Raw genomic sequence first — 21,748 nt, forward strand, 5'->3', positions numbered from 1 at the left:
ACTTTTATTTTAATTTTAAGGACAATTAATGTTAAGCGGAATAATTAGAGAGAGTATTTCAAAAGCAGATGTTAAAACGCTCAGAAAAAATGGTTATCTAATTGCTAATATCTATGGAAAAGGCAAAGAAAATATCCATTGCGCGTTTAAACGCAATGATTTTATCAGGGAAGTCAAGAAAAAAACAGACTTAATCTTTGAAGTAGAAGTTGGCACACAAAAATATCCTGTTGTTATTCAAGAATACCAAAAAGACCCTATTACAAGTGAGATTATCCATGTGGATTTAATGCTAGCCCAAAAAGGAGTTGAAGCTAAGTATTCTGTAAAAGTGCGCACTGTTGGCACCTCAAAAGGACTTAAAAACAAAGGGGTTTTAATGATGTCAAAAAAACGCATTAAAGTAAAATCAACACCTGAAAATCTTCCAAAAGATTATGAAATTAATGTAAGTGATTTAGATGTTGGCGATGTTGTGCTTGTGCGTGATTTACCTGCATTTGAAGGCGTAAAAATTGTCGAACGTGATGATGTTGCAATTGTTGGTGTAATTAAATCTCGCTAGTATTTCTTATGTCTTTGTGCAAATGTTTTTAATAGTTGGCTTAGGAAATCCGGGACAAAGTTATCAAAACAATCGCCACAACATAGGCTTTAAAGTCCTAGATTGCTTAATCCACACATTAAATGCCACAAAACAAAGCGACAAAAACTTTCAAGGAGAGCTTTATAAAAGCTCTCAAATTCTACTTTTAAAGCCTACTACTTTTATGAATTTATCAGGTGAATCTGTCCAAAAAGTGCTGCGCTTCTATAAAATCACAGGTTTTTTAGTCATTCATGATGAGTTAGATTTGCCTTTTGGAAGTGTAAAATTTAAGTTTGGTGGAAGCAGCGGCGGACATAATGGCTTAAAATCCATTGATTCCTTATGTGGCAACGCATATTATAGAATCCGCTATGGAATCAGCAAACCTGCAACAAAAGAAAAAGTGATAGATTGGGTATTGCAGGATTTTAGCTCTATTGAAATTGAACACAATCAAATCTTAATTCCACATTGTGCTAATGCTGCTTTAGAAATTACAAAACTAGATTCAAGTGAAAAGCTAGCTGCACAAGTCTCAAACAAATGGACGCTAAACCCAAAACCACTTCCTTCTAACACCACAGATTCCAAAAATCTTTCCAAAGTTACACAATGAGTTTATTTTTCCGCTATATTAGCTTTTTATATTTAAAATATTTTTTCTTTTTATTTGCATCTTTGGAATGCTTTTTTGTAGCAATTGATTTAGTAAAATTTTTAGATAACCTGCCAAATTCTGCAAATTTATTTATCCTTCTATTTGTTTATGATTTTATGTATGCTTCACAATTTATCTTACCTCTCTCGCTAATCCTAGCGCAAATTGTTTTAATGATAAATCTACTTAAAAGTGCTCAATTTACTGCTTTTTTGGCATTAGGTTTTGCAAGAATAAAAATCTTTTTTCCTATCTTTTTGCTAAGTTTTCTTATCACCTTTGCATTTATTGCGCTTAATGCAACGCCCTTTGCCTACGCTAAAGAACGCGTGGATTTGATTATAGACCAAGGATTTGCAGGAAATTACAAAAATGATTTGTTTGTAAAATATAATCACAACTATATCTACTTTAAAAAAATCTATCCTCTACTACAAAGTGCTGAAGATGTTATTGTGTATGAATTCGACCCTAAAAACGATGCGCTTGTCAGTATTGTAGAATCCAAAAGAGCTAAATTTAATGGGGAAAATTGGATTTTAGAAAATGCTACGATTACAACTTTAGACCATACTCTAGCATTAGGCAAAAATCCTATAAAAATACAAAAAGGAGACGCTTACACCACTTTACATGGCTTCAAACCAAAGATTTTAGAGAATATCTATGAAAAACAAGGTAGTATTTCTATTCTTGACGCATTTGAAGCATTTATGCTCTTAAAAAAACAAAATGCAAATACACAAAAGGTGCGCGGAGCTTTATATAATCTACTTTTCTTCCCACTCTTTGCTCCTTTAATAATGGTATGCCTTGCAATTTTTATCCCAAATTCTAATCGTTATGCTAATTTAGGCTTGATGACGCTTGGAATGATTCTAGGAATTTTGATATTGTGGGGGATATTTTTTAGCTTTTCAAGATTGTCTATGAGCGGATTTTTACAGCCAGAATTTAGTATTTTGTTACCCGTTTTTATTCTATTTTTAACAAGCAGTTTTTGCCTTTACAAAATCTTAAAATCATAAAAGGAGTGATATGACAGCATTATTGAGCGTGAGCGACAAAAGCGGAATCGTAGAATTTGCCAAAGGTTTAGTTGCATTAGGTTATGAGATTCTCTCCACAGGTGGGACGCTAAAGGTTTTGCAAGAGAACAAAATTTTAGCATTAGATGTGGCTAAATACACACAAAGTCCAGAAATGTTTGATGGGCGCGTGAAGACTTTGCACCCAAAAATTCATGGTGGAATCCTGCATCGCCGCAGTAATACAGAAGATTTAAAGATTGCCAAAGAATATGGAATCGCTGATATTAGTCTTGTTTGTGTCAATCTCTATCCTTTCAAAGCCACAATTGAGCGCACAAATGATTTTGGAGAAATTATTGAAAACATTGATATTGGCGGTCCTTCAATGGTGCGTGCAGCTGCGAAAAATTTTGAATCGGTGTTGATTCTAACAAATCCTAGCGATTACAAGGAAGTCTTAGAGCGTTTAAAGAATCATCAAAACACATTAGAATTCCGTCAAAGTATGATGATTAAAGCTTTTGAACACACTGCAAATTATGATTGTATGATTGCAAATTATATGAACAAGCGTTTTAATGGAGGATTTGGGGAATCGCATTTTATCGCAGGTAAGCTTGTCGCTCCAACGCGTTATGGAGAAAATCCACACCAAAAAGGCGCGTATTATGAGTTTGAAAACTTTTATTCTAAAGACTTTAAAACCCTAAAAGGCGAAGTTAGTTTTAACAACTTAACCGATATTAATAGTGCAGTAAAAATTGCCTCTAGTTTTGGGGAACGCCCTTGTGTTTGTATCGTAAAGCATGGGAATCCTTGCGGATTTGCTATTAAAAGTAATGTGCTAGAATCCTACAAAGAGGCTTTAAAATGCGATAACGTCTCCGCCTTTGGTGGCGTAGTAGCAGTTAATGGAATCGTAGATTTAGAATTTGCAAAAACCCTAAACCAAATTTTTATTGAAGTGCTTATCGCTCCAGAAATCACACAAGATGCCCTTAAGGAGTTTGAAAGCAAAAAGAAAATTAAACTTTTTGTCTGTGGAGGCAGCACGTTAAAATTCCCAAAAGATACGCAAGATTTTAAGCATATTGAAGGGGGTTTTGTCTTGCAAGATTCTGATTTTATAGAAACAAATGAAGTCAAAAATGCAAAATGTGTTAGCAAAAAACAAGCTAGCACGCAGCAAATGCAAGATTTGGAAATCGCTTATAAGCTTGCAAGCCTTGTTAAATCAAATTGTGTGGTGTATGTGAAAGATTCTGCAATGGTTGCTGTTGGTATGGGAATGACAAGCCGCGTTGATGCTGCAAAAGCTGCTATTAGAAAAGCACAAGAAATGGGGCTTGATTTAAAAGATTGCGTGTTAGCTAGCGAAGCATTTTTTCCTTTTAAAGATAGTATTGAAGAAGCGCATAAAGTTGGTGTCAGCGCAGTAATTGAGCCGGGTGGAAGTATCCGAGATGATGAAGTGATTGAATGTGCAAACACAAATGGAATCGCATTGTATTTTAGTGGCAAAAGACACTTTTTGCATTAAAAAAGCTTCTCTGATTCCTTATTTTTAAAGCTCAATCGTAAAAGATTGAGCTTTATTTGACGCTATGAATAATTATGGATAAACTCCACAAGCGCAATAGCATTTTCACGCGGTAAATCTGGCAACATTCCATGCCCTAAATTAAAGATATGCGCACTACCTTGCATTATTTCCAAAATCTCTTTTGTTCCTTTAAGCATCATCTCTTTATCATAGATTCTGCACGGCTCTAAATTTCCTTGTAAAGTATATTTAGCCCCTAGTTTCTCTTTTGCCAAAGCCAAAGGTGTGCTCCAATCCACCCCAAAAACATCAAAATTTCCATCAATTTTATCTAAAAATCCAGAAATCCCTTTAGGAAATAAAATCACAGGAATATGTGAATATTTCACCTTAATATAATCTGCAATCTCCTTACAATACTTCCAACCAAATTCCAAATATGCACTTTCTTCTAAAGCACTTGCCCAAGAATCAAATACCATTACTGCATCAACACCCGCTTTAATTTGCGATTCTAAATAAAGCTTTAAATTCTGTGTGATTTTTTCAAGAATATTATGTAAAAATTGTGGATTTTGATAAAGAATCTTTTTTGATTTTGCATATGTTTTGCTCCCCTCTCCTTCAATCATATAAGTTGCAAGCGTCCAAGGAGCACCACAAAAACCAATCAAAGCTTTATCTTTAGCAAGATTTTGACGCGTTAAAGAGATTGTATCATAAACATAATTTAACCTTGTGTGCGCATCTTCGCTAAGCTGTGTTAAATCCTTAGCATCTCTAATAGGACTAGAAAATTTCGGACCCTCCCCTGCAAAAAATCCCAAATCCATTCCCATTTCTAAAGGAACTACCAAAATATCACTAAATAGAATTGCTGCATCTACATTCAAAATTTCCACAGGCTGCAAAGTAACTTCACTTGCCAACTTAGGATTCTTACATAGTGATAGAAAATCTCCTGCTTGTTTGCGCACTTCTTTATATTCACTTAAATATCTTCCAGCTTGACGCATAAACCAAACTGGTGTATAAGGCGTGCGTCTCTTAAAACAAGCATCTATAAAAACCATTTTTTTCCTTTATTTGCTTAAAATATTTGGCGTATTTTATCTAAGTAACATAGCATTTATGCTAAAATTGACCTTTTAATTACCAAAAAATATAGATTTTCAATTTTCTGTATTTAGCAAAGGTTAAATATGATTTTAGAATTTGCAAAAAAGATTTTTAGCAATAAAAACGATCGTTTAATAGGACATTATCGCAAAGAAATCCGCAAAATCAACGCACTTGAAGATACATACAAGAATTTAAGTGATGCAGAGCTTCAAGAAGAATTTAAAACATTAAAAGAAAAAGTCCAAAATGCCGATGATCCAAAATCTATGCTTAATAAAGTGCTTCACGCTTCCTTTGCAATTACAAGAGAAGCGAGCAAAAGAATATTAAATATGCGCCATTTTGATGTGCAATTAATCGGGGGAATCGTATTACACGAAGGCAAAATTGCAGAAATGAAAACTGGGGAAGGAAAAACTCTTGTCGCAACGCTTCCTGTTTGCCTTAATGCAATGGTTGGCAAAAGCGTGCATATCGTAACTGTTAATGATTATCTCGCACAAAGAGATGCAGAGCTTATGCGCCCTCTTTATGAGTTTTTAGGCTATTCTGTGGGAATTGTGCTTAGCGGAAATTATGACGAAGCAAACCGTCTAGCTCAATATTCTTGCAATATTGTTTATGGCACAAACAACGAATTTGGCTTTGATTATTTACGCGATAATATGAAATATGACTACAACCAAAAAGTGCAAAAACACCACTATTTTGCTATTGTCGATGAAGTGGATTCCATCTTAATTGATGAAGCACGCACACCTTTAATCATCTCTGGTCCAGCAAATCGCATATTAGATAACTACAAAATTGCTAATGAAGTTGCCTTAAAGCTAAAAGAAGAAACTCATTACACAGTCGATGAAAAAAATCGCACAATAATGCTAACTGAAGAAGGAATCAACGAAGCAGAAAAACTCTTTAAAATTGATAATCTTTATAGTATTGAAAACGCGATTCTTGCTCACCATCTAGACCAAGCTCTAAAAGCTAACAAACTCTTTCAAATCGATAAAGACTATGTGCTACGTGATGGCGAGGTTGTTATTGTCGATGAATTTACAGGGCGTTTAAGCGAAGGAAGACGTTTTAGCGAAGGCTTACATCAAGCATTAGAAGCAAAAGAAGGTGTAAAAATCAAAGAAGAATCCCAAACATTAGCAGATATTACCTACCAAAACTATTTTAGATTCTATGAAAAGCTTGCCGGAATGACAGGGACAGCACAAACAGAAGCAAGCGAGTTTTTGCAAATTTATGACCTTGATGTCGTTTCTATTCCTACAAATATTCCCGTTAGACGCAAGGATTTAAATGATTTAATTTACAAAACAGAAGCAGAAAAATTTAAAGCACTCACACAAAAAATCATAGAACTTCATAAAAATGGACAACCTATTCTTGTAGGGACTGCTTCTATTGAAAAAAGCGAAAAAATCCATGAGCTTTTGCAAAAAGAAAGGATTCCACACTCTGTATTAAACGCAAAACAACACGCAAAAGAAGCTGAAATCATCAAAGATGCTGGCAAAAAAGGTGCAGTAACTATTGCGACAAATATGGCAGGGCGCGGTGTTGATATTAAAATTGATGATGAAGTGCGCACCCTTGGGGGATTGTATATTATCGGAACAGAAAGACACGAATCACGCCGTATTGATAACCAACTAAGAGGACGAAGCGGGCGTCAAGGAGACCCTGGGACTAGTCAATTTTATCTAAGCTTAGAAGATTCTTTATTGCGCATTTTTGGAAGTGATAAGATTAAAAATATTATGGATAAACTAGGACTTGATGAGGGAGAGCATATAGAATCAAAGCTTGTAACTCGCTCTGTGGAAAATGCACAAAAGAAAGTGGAATCTATGCACTTTGAAGCAAGAAAACATTTATTAGAATATGACGATGTCGCAAATGAGCAAAGAAAAGCAATTTATCGTGTGCGCAATGAACTTTTAGACCCACAATATAATATCACACACAAGATAATTGAAAATCGTCAAGATTCTATTACAATGCTTTTAGAAAAATGCGAGGTGTTTAATGACGATGATGATTTAGAATTACTCTGCGCACAAGCCAAAGAAGACTTCAATATCCAATTAAACCAAGAAAGCCTAAAAGAAAATTTCAAAAAAAATAACAGCTTTGAAGGGTATATTGAAGAAATTTTAATCCATGATTATGAAGCAAAAATGCAACACATTGACACAAAAACACGTGAAGAGATTGAAAAGCTTATTTATCTTCAAACACTTGATAATTTATGGCGTGAGCATTTATATGTAATGGACAACCTAAAAACCGGAATCGGATTGCGCGGATACAATCAAAAAGACCCATTAATCGAATATAAAAAAGAAAGTTATAATCTTTTTATAGAGCTTGCTTCACAGATTAAATACACAGCAATTAAAATGCTACAAAAAGTGCAACTACGAGCAACAACAAGCGATAACATCGACCAAACTAAAGCTGCACGAAAAAAACTTTCTAATTCTACAAAAGATGCACAAGCTAAACAGCCAAAAGCACCATTTTTTAAAGGCAGACCAGTGCGTAATGAGCCTTGTCCTTGTGGAAGTGGGAAAAAATATAAAGATTGCTGTGGAAAAAGCGGACCAAAAAGTGGCGAGCTTGCAAAAAAGGTTTAAAGTAATAATGGCTCAACGTAATCTTGTTACTTATCTAGTGTGTCGCTATCTACGCTTTAATAAAACACAGCCTTTTATCTCTATTACTGCGATTCTTGCTTTTTGGGGTGTTAGCATTGGAGTAATGGTGTTAATTGTTGCAATGGCATTAATGAATGGCTTTGACAAAGAATTTGAGCGCAAATTATTTATTATGAACTATCCTATTACAATGGTAAGTGCTGGATTTGATCGTCCAAATATAGAACTTTTAAAAGATTTAGAAACCAATTTCAAACATTTGCAATTTAGTCCTTTTATTCAAACACAAGCACTCTCCAAAGTAGGAAATAGCATTGAAGGAGCAGTTGTTTTTGGGATAGATTTTGAACGCGAGAGTGCAATAAATCCTGTGTTTAAGGAAGCCTTATTATCTACGCAAAGAACTTTTGAAGAAAGGCTAGGAGAAAGATATTCCCCAGAGACTTTTCAAATTATCATCGGCAAAACACTCCAAGAACAATTCCATTTACATTTTGATTCTAATTTATTACTCATTTTCACACAATTCAATCCAACAGCAACAAGCCTAACTCCTACAATGAAACGTTTTAATGTTGTTGGCATCTTTAATTCAGGACTTATTGCTTATGACAAAAGCTATATTTACACAACCTTAGAAGCTCTACAAGCCATTAAGGCAATGTCGCAAAATACCTATGATGGAATCCATATTTATTCTAAAAATCCTCAAAAAGATATTATCACTCTAAAAGAAAAATATCCTTATATGCACTTTGTGGGTTGGTGGGAGCAAAATGGTAATTTTTTTGCTGCACTAGCATTAGAAAAACGTGCGCTATTTATTGTGCTAATGCTCATTATTTTAGTAGCCTCTCTTAATATTATTAGCTCCTTATTAATGACTGTGATGAACCGCCGCAAAGAAATTGCCTTACTTTTAACTATGGGAGCAAGTTCTGAAGAAATTAAAAAAACATTTCTATATTTAGGTAATACGATAGGTATTAGTGGAATCCTAGTAGGAGCAATCCTAGCAGCAATCATTTTATTTTTGCTTGCAAATTTTCCAATCATCTCTTTACCAGCAGATGTTTATGGCAGCGACAAACTCCCATTAGAACTCTCTTTAGTTGATTTAATGGCAATTTTAATAGGCTCTTTTATTATCGTATTCTTATCTTCTTACTATCCTGCAGAAAAAGCTACGCAAATTGACCCATTGCAAGTTTTACGCAATGAGTAAGCAGTTTGAAAAAGTTTTTGTAGAAATTACTAATTTTTGTGGCTTACATTGTAGCTTTTGCACCCCAAAAAAAGATACAAAAGCCACAATGCCGCTTGCACTTTTCAAAAAAATAGCGCAAGAAATATCCCCTGTTACAAAACTGTGTGCTTTACATATTTTAGGCGACCCACTTACACTTAATAATCTAAATGCTTATTTAGATCTAGCAAAACATTTAAAACTAGAAATTACAACAAGTGGATTCTTCTTAGATTCAAAAGCTATTTCTTTGCTTTTAAATACTCAAAATATTCAACAAATTAATCTATCTCTAACAAGTGCTTTATATCAAAACAAACCTATTGCAATCAATTCTTATTTAGAGCCAATTTTAGAACTTTGCGAGCAACACAAACATTTACAATCCGAAAAATTTATCAATTTACGCCTTTGGAATCTCAATTTAGATTTAAGTGCCCCAAAAGAAAATGTGATTCTCTATCAAAAAATACAAGATTTTTTCAATCTTAAAACAATTTCTCCAAAAAAAACTCGCCTTGCTTATAAAATTCATCTATTAGGAGCACATTTTTTTGAATGGGTAGATTTAGAAAATTTAAAAAATACTACAAAAACACTTAATGGATTTTGCTATGGAGCTAGCAAACAACTTGGAATCTTATGCAATGGAAGTGTCGTTCCCTGCTGTTTTGACACTAAAGGGACAATCACACTAGGTAACCTCAACACACAAAGCTTATCAGAGATTCTGCACTCTAAACGCACACAAAATTTAATTCAAGGATTTCAGCAAAATATCCGTATTGAAGAATTTTGTCAAGCTTGTAAATATCCAGAATATTTAAAAAAGAAAGTTAAAGAATAAAGAAGAAGTGGCTACCCCAGAAAGGGGAAGCTTATATTTTATACAAAAGCAGTAGCAACAAATCCTAATGCAACGCTAAATACAATTGCTAATACGCCCGGAATCAAGAATGCATGGTTAAAAATATAATGTCCGATTCTTGTTGAACCTGTATCGTCCATTTGCACTGCACCAAGCAATGTTGGATAAGTAGGAAGAACGAAAAGTGCAGAAACTGCCGCAAAAGAAGCTACAAGCATATAAGAATCTCCCGGATTTGCTGCTGTGATTCCAAGTGCCATAACAACTACTGGAGTGATTGCTTTTGCAGTTGCTGCTTGAGAATAAAGCAACATTGCAGCAAAGAAGAAAATTACAGCTAACAATGAAGGAATAGCTTTAACCCAATCTCCAGCTAGAGTTTTAATCTCTTCTGTATATCCACCAACAAATGTATTTCCAAGCCAAGCAACACCAAGAACACACACGCAAGCAATCATACCACTTTTAAATACGCTTGATTCAGCAATTTTACCTACTTCAATCTTACAAAAGATTGTGATAAAAGTCGCTACCGCAAGCATAAAGCTCATAATCGCAGCATCTCTAGGAACAATTACATTTTCAATCAATACTGGCTTTCCACCGATTTTTGAAATAGCTGTTGCATATAAAACCACAAGCAAAACACCAATCACAAAGATTCCAACAGAAAGTTTTGCACCTTCTTTTAATTGCATATTTTGCGCACCAACTGCTGGCTTTACTAGACCTTTTGCTAATCTGTCTTGATAAACAGGGTCTGAACTTAAATCAAGATTTGAAAACATTGTAATAATTAAAGCTGTTAGCATACAACCAACAAATGTAGTTGGAATCCAAATAGCAAGCAAAAGTGGATAGCTCCAACCAAGTGGCTCTAACACGCCTGTCATATAAACAACAGCTGCACTTACAGGGCTTGCAGTAATTGCGATTTGACTTGCAACAACTGCGATAGAAAGCGGAGCTGATGGCTTAATGTTTTGCTCTTTTGCTACTTCTACAATAACAGGAATCATAGAAAATGCGGTATGTCCAGTTCCTGCCAAAATTGTTAGAAAATAAGTAACTGTTGGAGCAAGATAGTTAATGTATTTTGGATTAGAACGCAAGATTCTTTCTGCAATTTGAACCAAATAATCCAAACCTCCAGCAAGCTGCATTGCAGAAATTGCAGCAATAACTGACATAATAATCAAAATAACATCCCATGGAATGCTACCCGGCTTCATACCAAGCGCAAGCCCTAAGATTACAACACCTAAACCACCCGCATAACCAATTGCGATTCCACCTAGGCGGATACCTACAAAAATTGCTCCAAGTAGAACAATTATTTGGAGAATTAACATAATGTCCATTATCTTTCCTTCTTTTAAATTTTAGACTTAAGCGTCTCTTTTTTTCTTCATTTGTGGATTTAACATATTCTTAGGATCTAAGATTTTATCAATCTCTTCTTTAGGCAAATAGCCTCTTTCTAAGCAGATTTCTGCTACGGACTTGCCAGTTTGCAATGCTTCTTTTGCCATGCTAGCGGATTTTTCATAACCAAGCACTGGGTTAAATGCAGTTACGATTCCAATAGAGTTAAGCACAGATTGCTTGCAAGCTTCAGGATTTGCTGTTAAGTGCTTGATTGCTTTTTGAGCCAAAGTTCTCATAGCATTTTCTAAAATCACCAAAGAATTAAATAGAGCATATGCAATTCCCGGTTCTACTGCATTTAGCTCAAACTCTCCTCTCTCGCTACAAAGCATAATTGTTACATCATTTCCAATCACCTCATAGCAAGCTTCTTGGACAACTTCGCAAATAACAGGATTCACTTTCCCGGGCATAATTGAGCTTCCGGGTTGCATTTTTGGTAGATTAATCTCACCTAAACCGCATCTAGGACCAGAATTCATTAAACGCATATCGTTTGCAATTTTATTTAATCTTACTGCTGCTGTTTTTAACGCACCACTTACAAAGACAAAGTCTGCTGTATCTTGTGTTGCAGCAATCAAATCTTGTGCAGGCTGATATGCAACACCTGTAATTTCTTTTAATTTTTTCTCAACAAGATTCTTATAATCAGGATGGCAGTTAATTCCTGTTCCAATTGCTGTTGCACCCATATTTAAAGTTTCCATAACACTTCTTGCATAAGTCAATCTTTCAATATCTGTTTTGATATAAGTTGCAAATGCATTAAATGTGTTACCTAGAGTCGTAGGAACAGCATCTTCAAGTTCCGTTCTACCCATTTTAATCATATCTTTATATTCTTTTGCTTTGATTTCAAGCTCATTTTTTAACTCTTCCATAGCTTTTAGCAAATCACCTAATTTTGCGTGTGTTGCTACTTTAATTGAGCTTGGGTAAGTATCATTTGTAGATTGTCCTAAGTTTGTATGATCATTTGGGTGGAGATATTGATATTCACCTTTCTTATGTCCCATACTTTCCAACGCAATGTTTGTTAAGACTTCATTCACATTCATATTTGTTGAAGTTCCAGCACCGCCTTGAATCATATCTACAACAAATTGGTCAATAAACTCACCAGCAATTAGCCTATCACATGCTTTTGCTAACGCATCTGCCTTATCAGCATCTAAAACACCTAATTCTTTGTTTGAAAGTGCTGCTGCTTTTTTAATTTGTGCAAACGCTTTCACAAAAAAAGGATAGTCTTTAAGAGTTCTTCCTGTCATTTTGAAATTTTCCAAAGCCCTAAAAGTCTGCACTCCATAATAAACATCGTCAGAAATTTCTAACTCACCAATAAAATCATGCTCTTTCCTAGTTCCCATGATATATCTTCCTTAAAGAATCTGAATTTTAAAGATTAACTCTATGTAATCTTTACAGCAAAGAATATTACTTTTAAAAAGCTTATTCATCTTTATATTATATTGACTAATTTTTAATTTTAAGTTTTATTTAAGTATTTTTAAAATCCCATTTTTGCGCTCGTAGAAGATAGTTCCAAGCGTTACAAAAGTCGCACACAAAATCCCTAAAGGATAAGAAAGCATTACCCCTCTAAAACCATAAAAACTTGGCAAAATCGATACAAAAAGCAAAGCAAAAAGCAATGTATAGGCAAGTGTAATCATAAAAGAACTAAATGTCCTTTGGATAGACTGAAAAAATATCGCACTCACAATATTTACACCCAAAAGTGCATAACCTAGAAAATACAACCGCACGGAATCTTGTGCGTCTTTTAACAAATTCATATCACGCATTGCAATATCATTAGGCAAAAACCAACTCACAAAATAAGGAGAACATAAATAAAAAAATCCATAAAGCATGATTCCGCCTACAAAACTAAAAAATAAGCCAAACTTGAAAATCCCCATCACGCGTTCCATAAGTTTTGCGCCATAATTAAAACTTGCAATAGGCTGCACACCTTGTGCCATAGAAAGCAGAATCGTAAAAGGAATGATTCCTATATACATAATCACACTATAAATAGCAAGCCCCCTATCCCCTGCAATACTTGAAATTGTATGATTAAAAATTAACATCATAAGACTAACGCTAATCTCTGAACTGCTTTGCGGGATTCCATTTTTAGTCGCGCTTAAAAGAGCATAAATATCAAAAGTGCGGATTAAATACAAATCTCCTTTTTTGCGCAAAAAATGCTGCAATAAAATACACATTCCAATCCCGTGTCCAAGTAGTGTTGCTAACGCACTACTTGCGATTCCAAACTCTAAAATAAATAAAAAAATATAATTTAAAATAATATTTGCCAATGACCCAACAACCATTGCAAGCATTGCAAGCACGGGCTGTTTGTCATTAATTGCAAAAATATCTAACATAGGGTGCAAAACAATAATAAACGCCCCCAAATAAATCACTTCTGTATAATGGCGCACAAGAGGTAAAAGCGTTTCACTGCTCCCAAGCATTAATGCAATAGAGTCACTATAAATAAACAGCACAATTCCACCTATTATACTTGTGCTTAGGGCAAAATAAAATACACTACTAAATACAATCCGCGCACGAAATGCTTTCCCTCTACCCAAAAAATAAGAAGCCATCGCTGCAGCACCTACGCTAAAGAGCAGTTCAAAAGCAATGAGAATCGGAAAAATAGGCCACGCGATTCCAATTGCCGCAAGTGCGTTTTCGCCGAGTTTCTTGCCCACAAAAATCCCATCAATCGTAGAATAAGTCGATAAGGCAAGCATTGCAACAAGAGAAGGTAAAAAATAAGAAAAAAATAATTTTGGAATCCCAAGTGTTTTTAGTGCCTCTTTAGATTTTTGTCCGCCTTGTGCCATTGTTTTTCCTAAATAAATATATCAAATTTGCAATAAATACGCAATTGTAGCATAACTCCCACTTAAAATTTAACCCAAAATATGGAATCTCCACACGCTTATGAATTTTTGCATTTTTGAAACATTTTTTATTTTTTATAAAAAAATTTACTGACTTTCTAAAAAATAAAGTTTCCTTTTGCTAAAATTAGTGGTTCTTTAACGCTTATCTTTAAAGATTTATACTTTTTTAGGAGGAAATGATGGCAGAAAATGTCAATCGTAGAGATTTCCTTGGTATGACTCTTGGAGGTGTTGCAGCCATTGGTGTTGGTGCATCATTAGTTGCGATGAAATCCTCTTGGGATCCATTACCAAGTGTTGTTTCAGCTGGGTTTACAACTGTTGATCTAAGCAGTATGCAAGAAGGAGAATATCGCCAAGTTGAATATAGAGGAACCCCTGTTTATGTGATTAAAAAAACTGCAGCAATGCAGCAATGCACAGAAAGGGATGTTATGGTTGAAGAATCAAGCTATAGTGTAGGGATTCAAATCTGCACACACTTAGGCTGTATTCCTTCTTATGATTCTAACTCTACAGAATTTCACTGCGCTTGCCATGGTGGTCGCTTTGATGCCTGTGGTAGAAATGTATTTGGTCCTCCTCCAACCCCTATGGTGATTCCACCTTTTAAAATTGATGGGACAAAATTGGTGCTAGGCGAAGAAGGTCCAGAATACTTAAAACTCATCGGCAAAGCATAAGGAGTAGCGTATGGCACAAATTCAAAAAGCAAATGGCATTATTGACTGGCTAGACCAAAGACTAGCAGTAAAGCCTTTAATGAAAGTTTTAATGACAGAATATTGGATTCCAAAAAATATCAATTTCCTATGGGCAATGGGTGTTGTTTTGGTTGTTTTATTTACACTTTTAGTAGTTTCTGGATTGTTTTTGCTAATGTATTATAAACCAGATACTAAACTTGCATTTGATAGCGTCAATTACACAATTATGCAAGAAGTGGCTTATGGCTGGCTCTGGAGACATTTACATGCAGTAAGTGCTTCTGTTTGTTTCCTAGTCATTTATATCCATATGTTTGTAGCAATCTATTATGGTTCTTACAAGCAAGGGCGTGAGATGATTTGGGTAACTGGTATGATTTTATTTGGTTTATTCTCTGCAGAAGCATTTAGTGGCTATATGTTGCCTTGGGGACAAATGAGTTATTGGGCGGCTGCTGTTATTACAAATCTATTTGGTGGAATCCCTGTAATTGGTCCTGACTTAGTTGTTTGGATTCGTGGAAATTTCATTGTTGCTGATGCAACACTTACAAGATTCTTTATGCTACATGTCGTATTACTTCCTGTTGTAATTATGCTTGTCATTGCTGTGCATTTTTATTCTTTAAGAATCCCACATGTTAATAATATGTATGGAGAAGAAATTGATTTTGAAAAAGAAGCAGAAAAATTTAAAGCGGGCAACAAAAAAGAATCTAAAGTGATTCCATTTTGGCCTATGTTCCTCTCCAAAGATTTCTTTGTGGCAAGCTTTTTCTTAGCGATTCTATTCTATCTTACTTGCTACCATTATAGCTTTGCGTTAGACCCTATTAACTTTGATCCAGCAGACCACTTAAAAACACCTCCACATATCTATCCTGAATGGTATTTCTTATGGAGTTATGAAATTTTACGCGGGTTCTTCTTTAGTGCGGATTTAGGGCTTATTGCATTTGGAATCGCAAATGTTGTATTTATTCTACTTCCATGGCTAGACCGCAGCAAAGTTGTTGCGCCAGCACATAAACGTCCGGGCTTTATGATTTTCTTTTGGTTATTAGTTGCAGATATGATTATTCTAACAATTTGGGGCAAACTCCCTCCAACTGGAATCAATGCCTATATTGGCTTTGCAGCAACAATTGCATTTTTAGCATTGTTATTTGTATTCTTGCCAATCATCACTAAAATTGAAGATAAAAAGCAAAGTTAAGGAGATTGGTATGAAAGAATTCTTAGCACTCATTATTGTTGTAATTATTACAGGAATTATTTATTGGGGAGTTGAGCCTTTTGCACACGGACAAATGTATCCAGAAGTCGCTCCAGCAGACTATACTTTTGCAGATTTAAAACCTCTTGAAACAACAGAAGGAAATTTGGCAAATGGTAAAGAGCTAGTAAGTGCAAACTGCACAGCGTGCCACTCTATCAAAAGTGAAGGTTTAGAATCTCCGTTTGCTCCAGAAGATGCGGTTGCAGCTTATGGAGTATTACCTCCAGATTTATCTTCTGCGGGATTAATTTATGAAAAAAACTTCCTTTCTAATGTGATTAAAGATGTTTCAACTGCAACAAAACAAACACATAAATTCAATGGCGCACATCCAATGCCAGCTTATAATTGGATGAGTGATCAAGAAATTGCAGATATGGTTGCATATTTACAAAGCATTGCTCCAAAAGAATTGACAAACAAAGAAGTCTTTATTGATGCTTGCGGTCGTTGCCATGATGTGCGCTATGATAAATGGCAAGCAAATGGTGGTGTAACAGCTTATCTTGGGACAAAAGTTCCAGATTTATCAATGATGATTCGTAGCCGCAATTTGGAATATCTCCATAACTTCATCAATGACCCACAAAAAATTCTTCCCGGAACTGCTATGCCACGCGTTGGTTTAACACAAAATGCAGAAAATCAAGTGATTGCATATATGGAATCTGTGGGAGATAGCAAAAAAGCAGAAAGAGAGTCTTTAGGATATAAACTTGTTATCTTTATGGTATTTATGGGTATTATTGCTTATCTATGGAAACGTAAGATTTGGAAGGATTCTCATTAATTAGCAAGGGTTTGACCCTTTGCTAATCATATAACCCCTTAAGATTAGGATTAGCTTTAATCTTATTTTCTATATTAATTGCAACAATTTTTTCTGCAAAATCCAATGTTTGTAATAGCTCCTTAGGTATCTCTTTTACTTTCATAAAAATTATAGAATCACGCACATTCTTTTGCACTAATTTAAAGGAATAAAATCCTGCTAAGAATGCGGAATAAAGCATACAAGAATTATGACTATACGTTGTAACTATCACATCATTGCTACTTAATACATACAATGTTTTAAAATATTCAAAAGTCCATAAATGGTGGTTTTTAAAAGGACTAAAAGGGTCTTGAAAAATCACATTAAATTTTTCTCTTTTGCCTGTTTTAATTGCATCTAAAAATTCTTTTAAAATCTCTCTTGCATCACCTAAATGCAAAAAAAGATGAAAATTCTCCTTATGATATTCTTGTTTGTGCTGCAAAATATCAATAACTTCTCCAGCACATTCTAATTCTTTAGGATAAGGATGGTTTCTTAAGGTATTTAAAAGTTCTCCATTAATCTCTGGAGAATCCACATTCACTCTTCCATTAAATCCAAATTTCTTTATTGCATATTGCAAACTTAACGCATTAAATCCAAGCCCAAAACAAATATCTAGCACATTTAACGTTTGTGATTCTTTTTTTAAAGCAAGAGCTGGCAAGATATGCTTATGGAGCGTCTCTTGCAAAGCACCATCATTAACATTATGATAAGCTTCATCAAAACCCATATTATAGAGAGTTATACTTGCATCTTTTGTCAAAATCTGCATTTTTTCTCTTCTTTAGTAAAAATTAACAGATAATTTTATACAATTTTAACTATTTTTACAAAATACCATTCAAATGTGTTACATCTGCATTTAAGAAGACACGGATTATAGAGGAAACACAATGGGATTTGCAGATTTTTTTAAAAACTTTACAAAAGAAGAGAGAGCCTTGCCAAAAGAAGCACCAAGCCACTGGGTAAAATGTCCAAGCTGCAATGCTTTAATGTATTACAAAGAAGTCATTGCCCAACATTACACTTGCCCAAAGTGCAATTTTCATATGCACATTGGCTTACAAGATAGAATCGCATTAATATGCGACCCTGATAGCTTTGTAGAATTTGATAAAAATTTAAGCCCAAATGACCCATTAAACTTTGTAGATAAGAAAAGCTATAAAAAACGTATCGAAGAATACGCTGGAAAATGCGGACGACCAAGCTCTATAATCAGCGGAGAATGCACGATTAATGGAATCAAAGCGCAAATTGTATTATTTGATTTTAACTTTATGGGAGGTTCTCTTGCTTCCGTAGAAGGTGAAAAAATCATACGCGCCATTACAAGAGCGATTGAGAAAAAACAAGGATTAATTATTGTGAGTGCTAGCGGTGGGGCTAGAATGCAAGAATCTACATATTCTTTAATGCAAATGGCGAAAACTTCTGCGGCACTTAATGCTTTAAGCCAAGAAAGACTGCCTTTCATTTCTGTGTTAAGCGACCCCACATTAGGTGGAGTTAGTGCTTCTTTTGCATTTTTAGGAGATATAATTATGGCAGAACCAGGAGCAATGATAGGATTTGCTGGCGCAAGAGTGATTAAACAAACAATTGGTGCAGACTTGCCAAAAGGATTCCAAACTGCAGAATTTTTACTAGAGCATGGGCTTATTGATATGATTGTGCAGCGCAAAGATATGAAAAAAACAATTGCTCAAATTTTGGAGTATTTCACAATTCAAGCCTAAAATCTTATGATAAAAATTAGCGTGTATTATATTGCCAAAAACAATAAAGATTTAAGTGATAGCTTATGTGAAGAGTTCGCAGCACTTTGCTCAACCTTTAACATTAAGGTAGAGTTTATTAACCTTTTTTCCAAACAAATCAAGGAATCTCAAAAACAAGAAACGCTTGAAGCACAAAAGTCTTATACTCAAGCTTTCTTAAAGGTTACAAAACAAAATACATACAGAATTGCCCTAACACCTAATGCTAAAACTTTAGATTCTTTTGCATTTGCAAGACTTTTACAAGACAAAGGAGAAATTGCATTTTTTATCGGTGGAGCTTATGGGCTAGAAGATACTTTTGTTAAAAATTGCAATACACAAATTGCGCTCTCTCCGCTTACTTTCAGTCATAAGGTCGCAAAAGTGGTTTTAAGCGAGCAGATTTATCGTGCTTTTTGCTTACTCAATAATCATCCATATCACAAGTAAAGGGGTTAAATGCAGCAAGTGGAATTGGAAAATTTTAAAAAGATTTTGCTTGAAAAACGCCAAGCAATTTTAGATAACAACCTAGAGCATAGAAAATCTATGGAAAATATGCATGATTTATCTTTTGATGAAGCCGATCAAGTGGCAATGCATATGAAAAATACGCTTGATAGCTCAATTTTTACGCGCCACAATACAGAGCTTGAATATATAGATTCCGCACTTAATAAAATCGAACAAGGCGTCTATGGAATCTGTGAAATGTGTGATGAACCAATAGCAAAAGAACGCTTAAAAGCAAAACCACATGCAAAATATTGTATAGTATGCCGAGAAATCGTAGAAAAAAATTCAAAGGATTAATATGAAATTTAAATATTATATTGGAGCCTTATTTGTCTTTATTGTGCTTTTGGGACTTTATGTTTATAGTCTAAGTGGAGCAAGCTATACTTTTATATTCCCCTTTAGCACAAAAAGTATTACTCTTCCTGTGGCAATTTGGTTTATTTTGCCTGTTATTCTATTTTTTATTATTGTTGTATTCTTGGAGGTGGGTGGCGCATACCGAATGTGGCGCAAACGCACAAAGTATAAAAATGATTACAAAATCTTACTTGAACAGCTAGAGAATCAACTTTTAGGCAAGGATTCCACACTAAAACAACCTGCGATGAATCGCTACAAATCCCTATCTATTTTGTTAAATAACCTCACTCTTGATATTAAAGATGGTATTCCTTTAAAAAGTGGTGAATCTCGAATGGACGAGCTTATTGAACTTTTGGGAAATTTGAAGCGTGGAGAATATGTCAATTTAAAAAAATTTAATCCAAATAATAAATCACCCTTTGTGCAACAAAATACGCTTAACCAAATCCAACACGATGAAAAATTTGCCACAGAAGTGCTAAAACGCTCTAACTTTGATGAAGCTTATAAATGTGCAGCTTTTAAAAAACTTTTAGAAAATGAAAATTTAAAAGAGATTAAGCGTTTTGTTGGCGATATAAAATTTAACAAAGATCTTGCAAACACTGTTCTTGGAATGTGCTATGCAAAGAAAATGGATTTTAGCAATGAAGAAATTGCCCAACTATGCACAGAAGTAGGATACACAAAGCAAGATTATTTACTGCTAGCCCAAAAAATGAAAGAATGCTATGAACCTGAAAGCTGGGTGAGTTTATTTGAAGTGCTAGCTACTAAAGATGAAAATGCGGAAGTGGCATATTTTTACGTCCTTTTAGAGCTTGAAATGCTTGAAGAGGCAAAAGAGCGTCTAAAAGCATATCCTGATAATGAACTTCTTAAAGTGCGTGCATATTTGGATTTAAAAAGCTTAGGAAAAAAATATCCTCTCGAACTCTTTTTACTAGATTAGCTCACTAGGGATTCCATTATGGAATCTCTTTATTCTCCGATTCCATAATTTTCTACAACAAAATCAATATCCTTATCTCCTCTACCACTAAGATTAACTAAGATTTTTTTACCTTTTAGTTCTGGAGCAATCTTAAGCGCATAAGCAACAGCATGACTAGATTCAATCGCTGGGATAATTCCCTCTTCTCTACTTAGTGCAAAAAATGCGCTTATAGCTTCTTTATCTAAAATTGTTGCAACCTTTGTTCTTCCAATATCATTTAAATATGCATGCTCTGGTCCAACACTTGGATAGTCCAATCCGCTTGCTACACTATATACATGTGCTGGCTCTCCATTAGAATCCTTTAGCATTATAGAATTAAATCCATGCATCACACCTTCGCTACCATAACTAAGACTTGCTGCGTGTTGTCCTAGCTTACTTCCATTTCCTAGTGGCTCAACACCAACAAGCTCTACTGCATCTTCAATAAAACCACTAAAGATTCCCATAGCATTACTTCCTCCACCCACACAAGCACAAACAATATCAGGCAACTCTCCTGTCATCTTCAAAAACTGCTCCCTAGATTCCACTCCTACAATTGCTTGAAAATCACGCACCATTTTAGGAAAAGGATGTGGTCCAACCACAGAACCAATCGCATAGATAGAATTATCCAAATCCTTTAAATATGCTTCAAACGCAGAATCCACAGCCTCTTTTAGCGTCTTTGCTCCAAAACTTACTGGAACAACTTTAGCACCTAAAATCTTCATTCTCACGACATTTGGATACTCTTTTGCAATATCAACTTCTCCCATGTGAATCTCACATTCTAGCCCAAAATACGCTGCTGCAGTTGCAATTGCTACACCATGTTGCCCAGCCCCTGTTTCTGCAATGAGTTTCTTTTTGCCCATAAATTTTGCTAAGAGAGCTTCACCCATACAATGATTAAGTTTATGCGCACCCGTGTGATTCAAATCTTCTCGCTTAAGATAGATTCCAGCTCCACCATATTTTTTGGTTAAATTATGCGCAAAATAAATAGGTGTTGGGCGTCCTTGAAAATGTTTGCGAATCTTACGAAGTTCGGTAATAAAATCACTATTCTGCGCAATTAAATCATAAGCTTCATTGATTTCTTCCATTGCCCTTTTAATCTCTTGTGGCACAAAACTTCCGCCAAATTTTCCAAAAAATCCATTTTCATCTGGGAATTGTTTTAGATAAGGTTTTTCTTTTTGCATTTTTTATC

The 21,748-nt window shown here is 34.8% G+C and carries 20 protein-coding genes; 14 read left to right on the forward strand and 6 right to left on the reverse strand.

Going from position 1 to position 21,748, the window contains the following annotated elements; translation table 11 throughout:
- The first annotated feature begins 28 nt into the window (after positions 1–28).
- From LS70_RS05510 to purH, 4 genes are read left to right on the forward strand one after another with little or no spacing between them, the layout of a single operon-like run.
- Complete coding sequence (locus LS70_RS05510) at positions 29–565, forward strand: 50S ribosomal protein L25/general stress protein Ctc (protein ID WP_034287644.1); 537 nt, start codon at positions 29–31, stop codon at positions 563–565.
- 22 nt (positions 566–587) lie between these two features.
- Complete coding sequence (gene pth / locus LS70_RS05515) at positions 588–1,205, forward strand: aminoacyl-tRNA hydrolase (protein WP_034289043.1); 618 nt, start codon at positions 588–590, stop codon at positions 1,203–1,205.
- Positions 1,202–2,275, forward strand: coding sequence for an LptF/LptG family permease (locus LS70_RS05520; RefSeq protein WP_034287646.1), 1,074 nt, complete (start codon positions 1,202–1,204; stop codon positions 2,273–2,275). Before pth ends, LS70_RS05520 begins: the two co-directional genes overlap by 4 nt.
- Before the next feature lie 10 nt (positions 2,276–2,285).
- Positions 2,286–3,818, forward strand: a complete 1,533-nt coding sequence (gene purH, locus LS70_RS05525; protein WP_034287649.1) for a bifunctional phosphoribosylaminoimidazolecarboxamide formyltransferase/IMP cyclohydrolase — start codon at positions 2,286–2,288, stop codon at positions 3,816–3,818.
- A 62-nt stretch (positions 3,819–3,880) separates the two neighbouring features.
- On the opposite strand, the gene hemE is transcribed toward purH, so the two are convergent.
- The gene (gene hemE, locus LS70_RS05530; protein ID WP_034287651.1) at positions 3,881–4,894 is read right to left on the reverse strand and encodes a uroporphyrinogen decarboxylase; all 1,014 of its coding nucleotides are present in this window, start codon (positions 4,892–4,894) and stop codon (positions 3,881–3,883) included.
- Between the two features lie 129 nt (positions 4,895–5,023).
- Between hemE and secA the strand changes: the two genes are divergently transcribed.
- From secA to LS70_RS05545, 3 genes are read left to right on the forward strand one after another with little or no spacing between them, the layout of a single operon-like run.
- Positions 5,024–7,594: a preprotein translocase subunit SecA gene (secA, locus tag LS70_RS05535; protein ID WP_034287654.1), complete on the forward strand. Its 2,571-nt coding sequence runs from the start codon at positions 5,024–5,026 to the stop codon at positions 7,592–7,594.
- A 7-nt stretch (positions 7,595–7,601) separates the two neighbouring features.
- Positions 7,602–8,840: an ABC transporter permease gene (locus LS70_RS05540; protein WP_034289046.1), complete on the forward strand. Its 1,239-nt coding sequence runs from the start codon at positions 7,602–7,604 to the stop codon at positions 8,838–8,840.
- On the forward strand, positions 8,833–9,708 hold the full coding sequence (locus LS70_RS05545) for a radical SAM/SPASM domain-containing protein (RefSeq protein ID WP_034287656.1): 876 nt from the start codon (positions 8,833–8,835) through the stop codon (positions 9,706–9,708). The genes LS70_RS05540 and LS70_RS05545 overlap by 8 nt, the downstream gene beginning before the upstream one ends.
- A 38-nt stretch (positions 9,709–9,746) precedes the next feature.
- Here LS70_RS05545 and LS70_RS05550 read toward each other — a convergent pair whose 3' ends face one another.
- From LS70_RS05550 to LS70_RS05560, 3 genes are all read right to left on the reverse strand, one after another.
- Entirely contained in the window at positions 9,747–11,090 is a 1,344-nt protein-coding gene (locus LS70_RS05550) for an anaerobic C4-dicarboxylate transporter (protein ID WP_034287659.1), read from the reverse strand.
- A 27-nt stretch (positions 11,091–11,117) separates the two neighbouring features.
- Positions 11,118–12,530: an aspartate ammonia-lyase gene (locus LS70_RS05555; RefSeq protein ID WP_034287661.1), complete on the reverse strand. Its 1,413-nt coding sequence runs from the start codon at positions 12,528–12,530 to the stop codon at positions 11,118–11,120.
- Between the two features lie 126 nt (positions 12,531–12,656).
- Positions 12,657–14,027, reverse strand: a complete 1,371-nt coding sequence (locus tag LS70_RS05560; RefSeq protein WP_034287663.1) for an MATE family efflux transporter — start codon at positions 14,025–14,027, stop codon at positions 12,657–12,659.
- Between the two features lie 242 nt (positions 14,028–14,269).
- Between LS70_RS05560 and petA the strand changes: the two genes are divergently transcribed.
- From petA to LS70_RS05575, 3 genes are read left to right on the forward strand one after another with little or no spacing between them, the layout of a single operon-like run.
- Complete coding sequence (gene petA / locus LS70_RS05565; RefSeq protein ID WP_034287665.1) at positions 14,270–14,773, forward strand: ubiquinol-cytochrome c reductase iron-sulfur subunit; 504 nt, start codon at positions 14,270–14,272, stop codon at positions 14,771–14,773.
- Positions 14,774–14,783: 10 nt separating this feature from the next.
- A complete protein-coding gene (locus LS70_RS05570) occupies positions 14,784–16,013 on the forward strand; it encodes a cytochrome b (protein ID WP_034287668.1) in 1,230 nt (409 codons plus the stop codon).
- Positions 16,014–16,023: 10 nt separating this feature from the next.
- Positions 16,024–16,866, forward strand: coding sequence for a c-type cytochrome (locus LS70_RS05575; protein WP_034287670.1), 843 nt, complete (start codon positions 16,024–16,026; stop codon positions 16,864–16,866).
- A 22-nt stretch (positions 16,867–16,888) separates the two neighbouring features.
- Here the strand turns inward: LS70_RS05575 and LS70_RS05580 are convergent, their stop codons facing one another.
- Positions 16,889–17,674, reverse strand: coding sequence for an MnmC family methyltransferase (locus tag LS70_RS05580; protein ID WP_034287673.1), 786 nt, complete (start codon positions 17,672–17,674; stop codon positions 16,889–16,891).
- A 121-nt stretch (positions 17,675–17,795) separates the two neighbouring features.
- Here LS70_RS05580 and accD point away from each other — a divergent pair, with 121 nt between their 5' ends.
- From accD to LS70_RS05600, 4 genes are read left to right on the forward strand one after another with little or no spacing between them, the layout of a single operon-like run.
- On the forward strand, positions 17,796–18,644 hold the full coding sequence (accD, locus tag LS70_RS05585; protein ID WP_034287675.1) for an acetyl-CoA carboxylase, carboxyltransferase subunit beta: 849 nt from the start codon (positions 17,796–17,798) through the stop codon (positions 18,642–18,644).
- Positions 18,645–18,650: 6 nt separating this feature from the next.
- The gene (locus LS70_RS05590; protein ID WP_034287677.1) at positions 18,651–19,118 is read left to right on the forward strand and encodes a 23S rRNA (pseudouridine(1915)-N(3))-methyltransferase RlmH; all 468 of its coding nucleotides are present in this window, start codon (positions 18,651–18,653) and stop codon (positions 19,116–19,118) included.
- A gap of 9 nt (positions 19,119–19,127) precedes the next feature.
- Positions 19,128–19,481, forward strand: a complete 354-nt coding sequence (gene dksA, locus LS70_RS05595) for an RNA polymerase-binding protein DksA (RefSeq protein ID WP_201273969.1) — start codon at positions 19,128–19,130, stop codon at positions 19,479–19,481.
- 1 nt (position 19,482) lies between these two features.
- Positions 19,483–20,502, forward strand: a complete 1,020-nt coding sequence (locus tag LS70_RS05600) for a hypothetical protein (protein WP_034287680.1) — start codon at positions 19,483–19,485, stop codon at positions 20,500–20,502.
- A 29-nt stretch (positions 20,503–20,531) separates the two neighbouring features.
- Here the strand turns inward: LS70_RS05600 and trpB are convergent, their stop codons facing one another.
- A complete protein-coding gene (trpB, locus tag LS70_RS05605; RefSeq protein ID WP_034287684.1) occupies positions 20,532–21,740 on the reverse strand; it encodes a tryptophan synthase subunit beta in 1,209 nt (402 codons plus the stop codon).
- Positions 21,741–21,748: the final 8 nt, after the last annotated feature.

Source organism: Helicobacter sp. MIT 11-5569 (assembly GCF_000765695.2).
Lineage (GTDB): Bacteria > Campylobacterota > Campylobacteria > Campylobacterales > Helicobacteraceae > Helicobacter_D.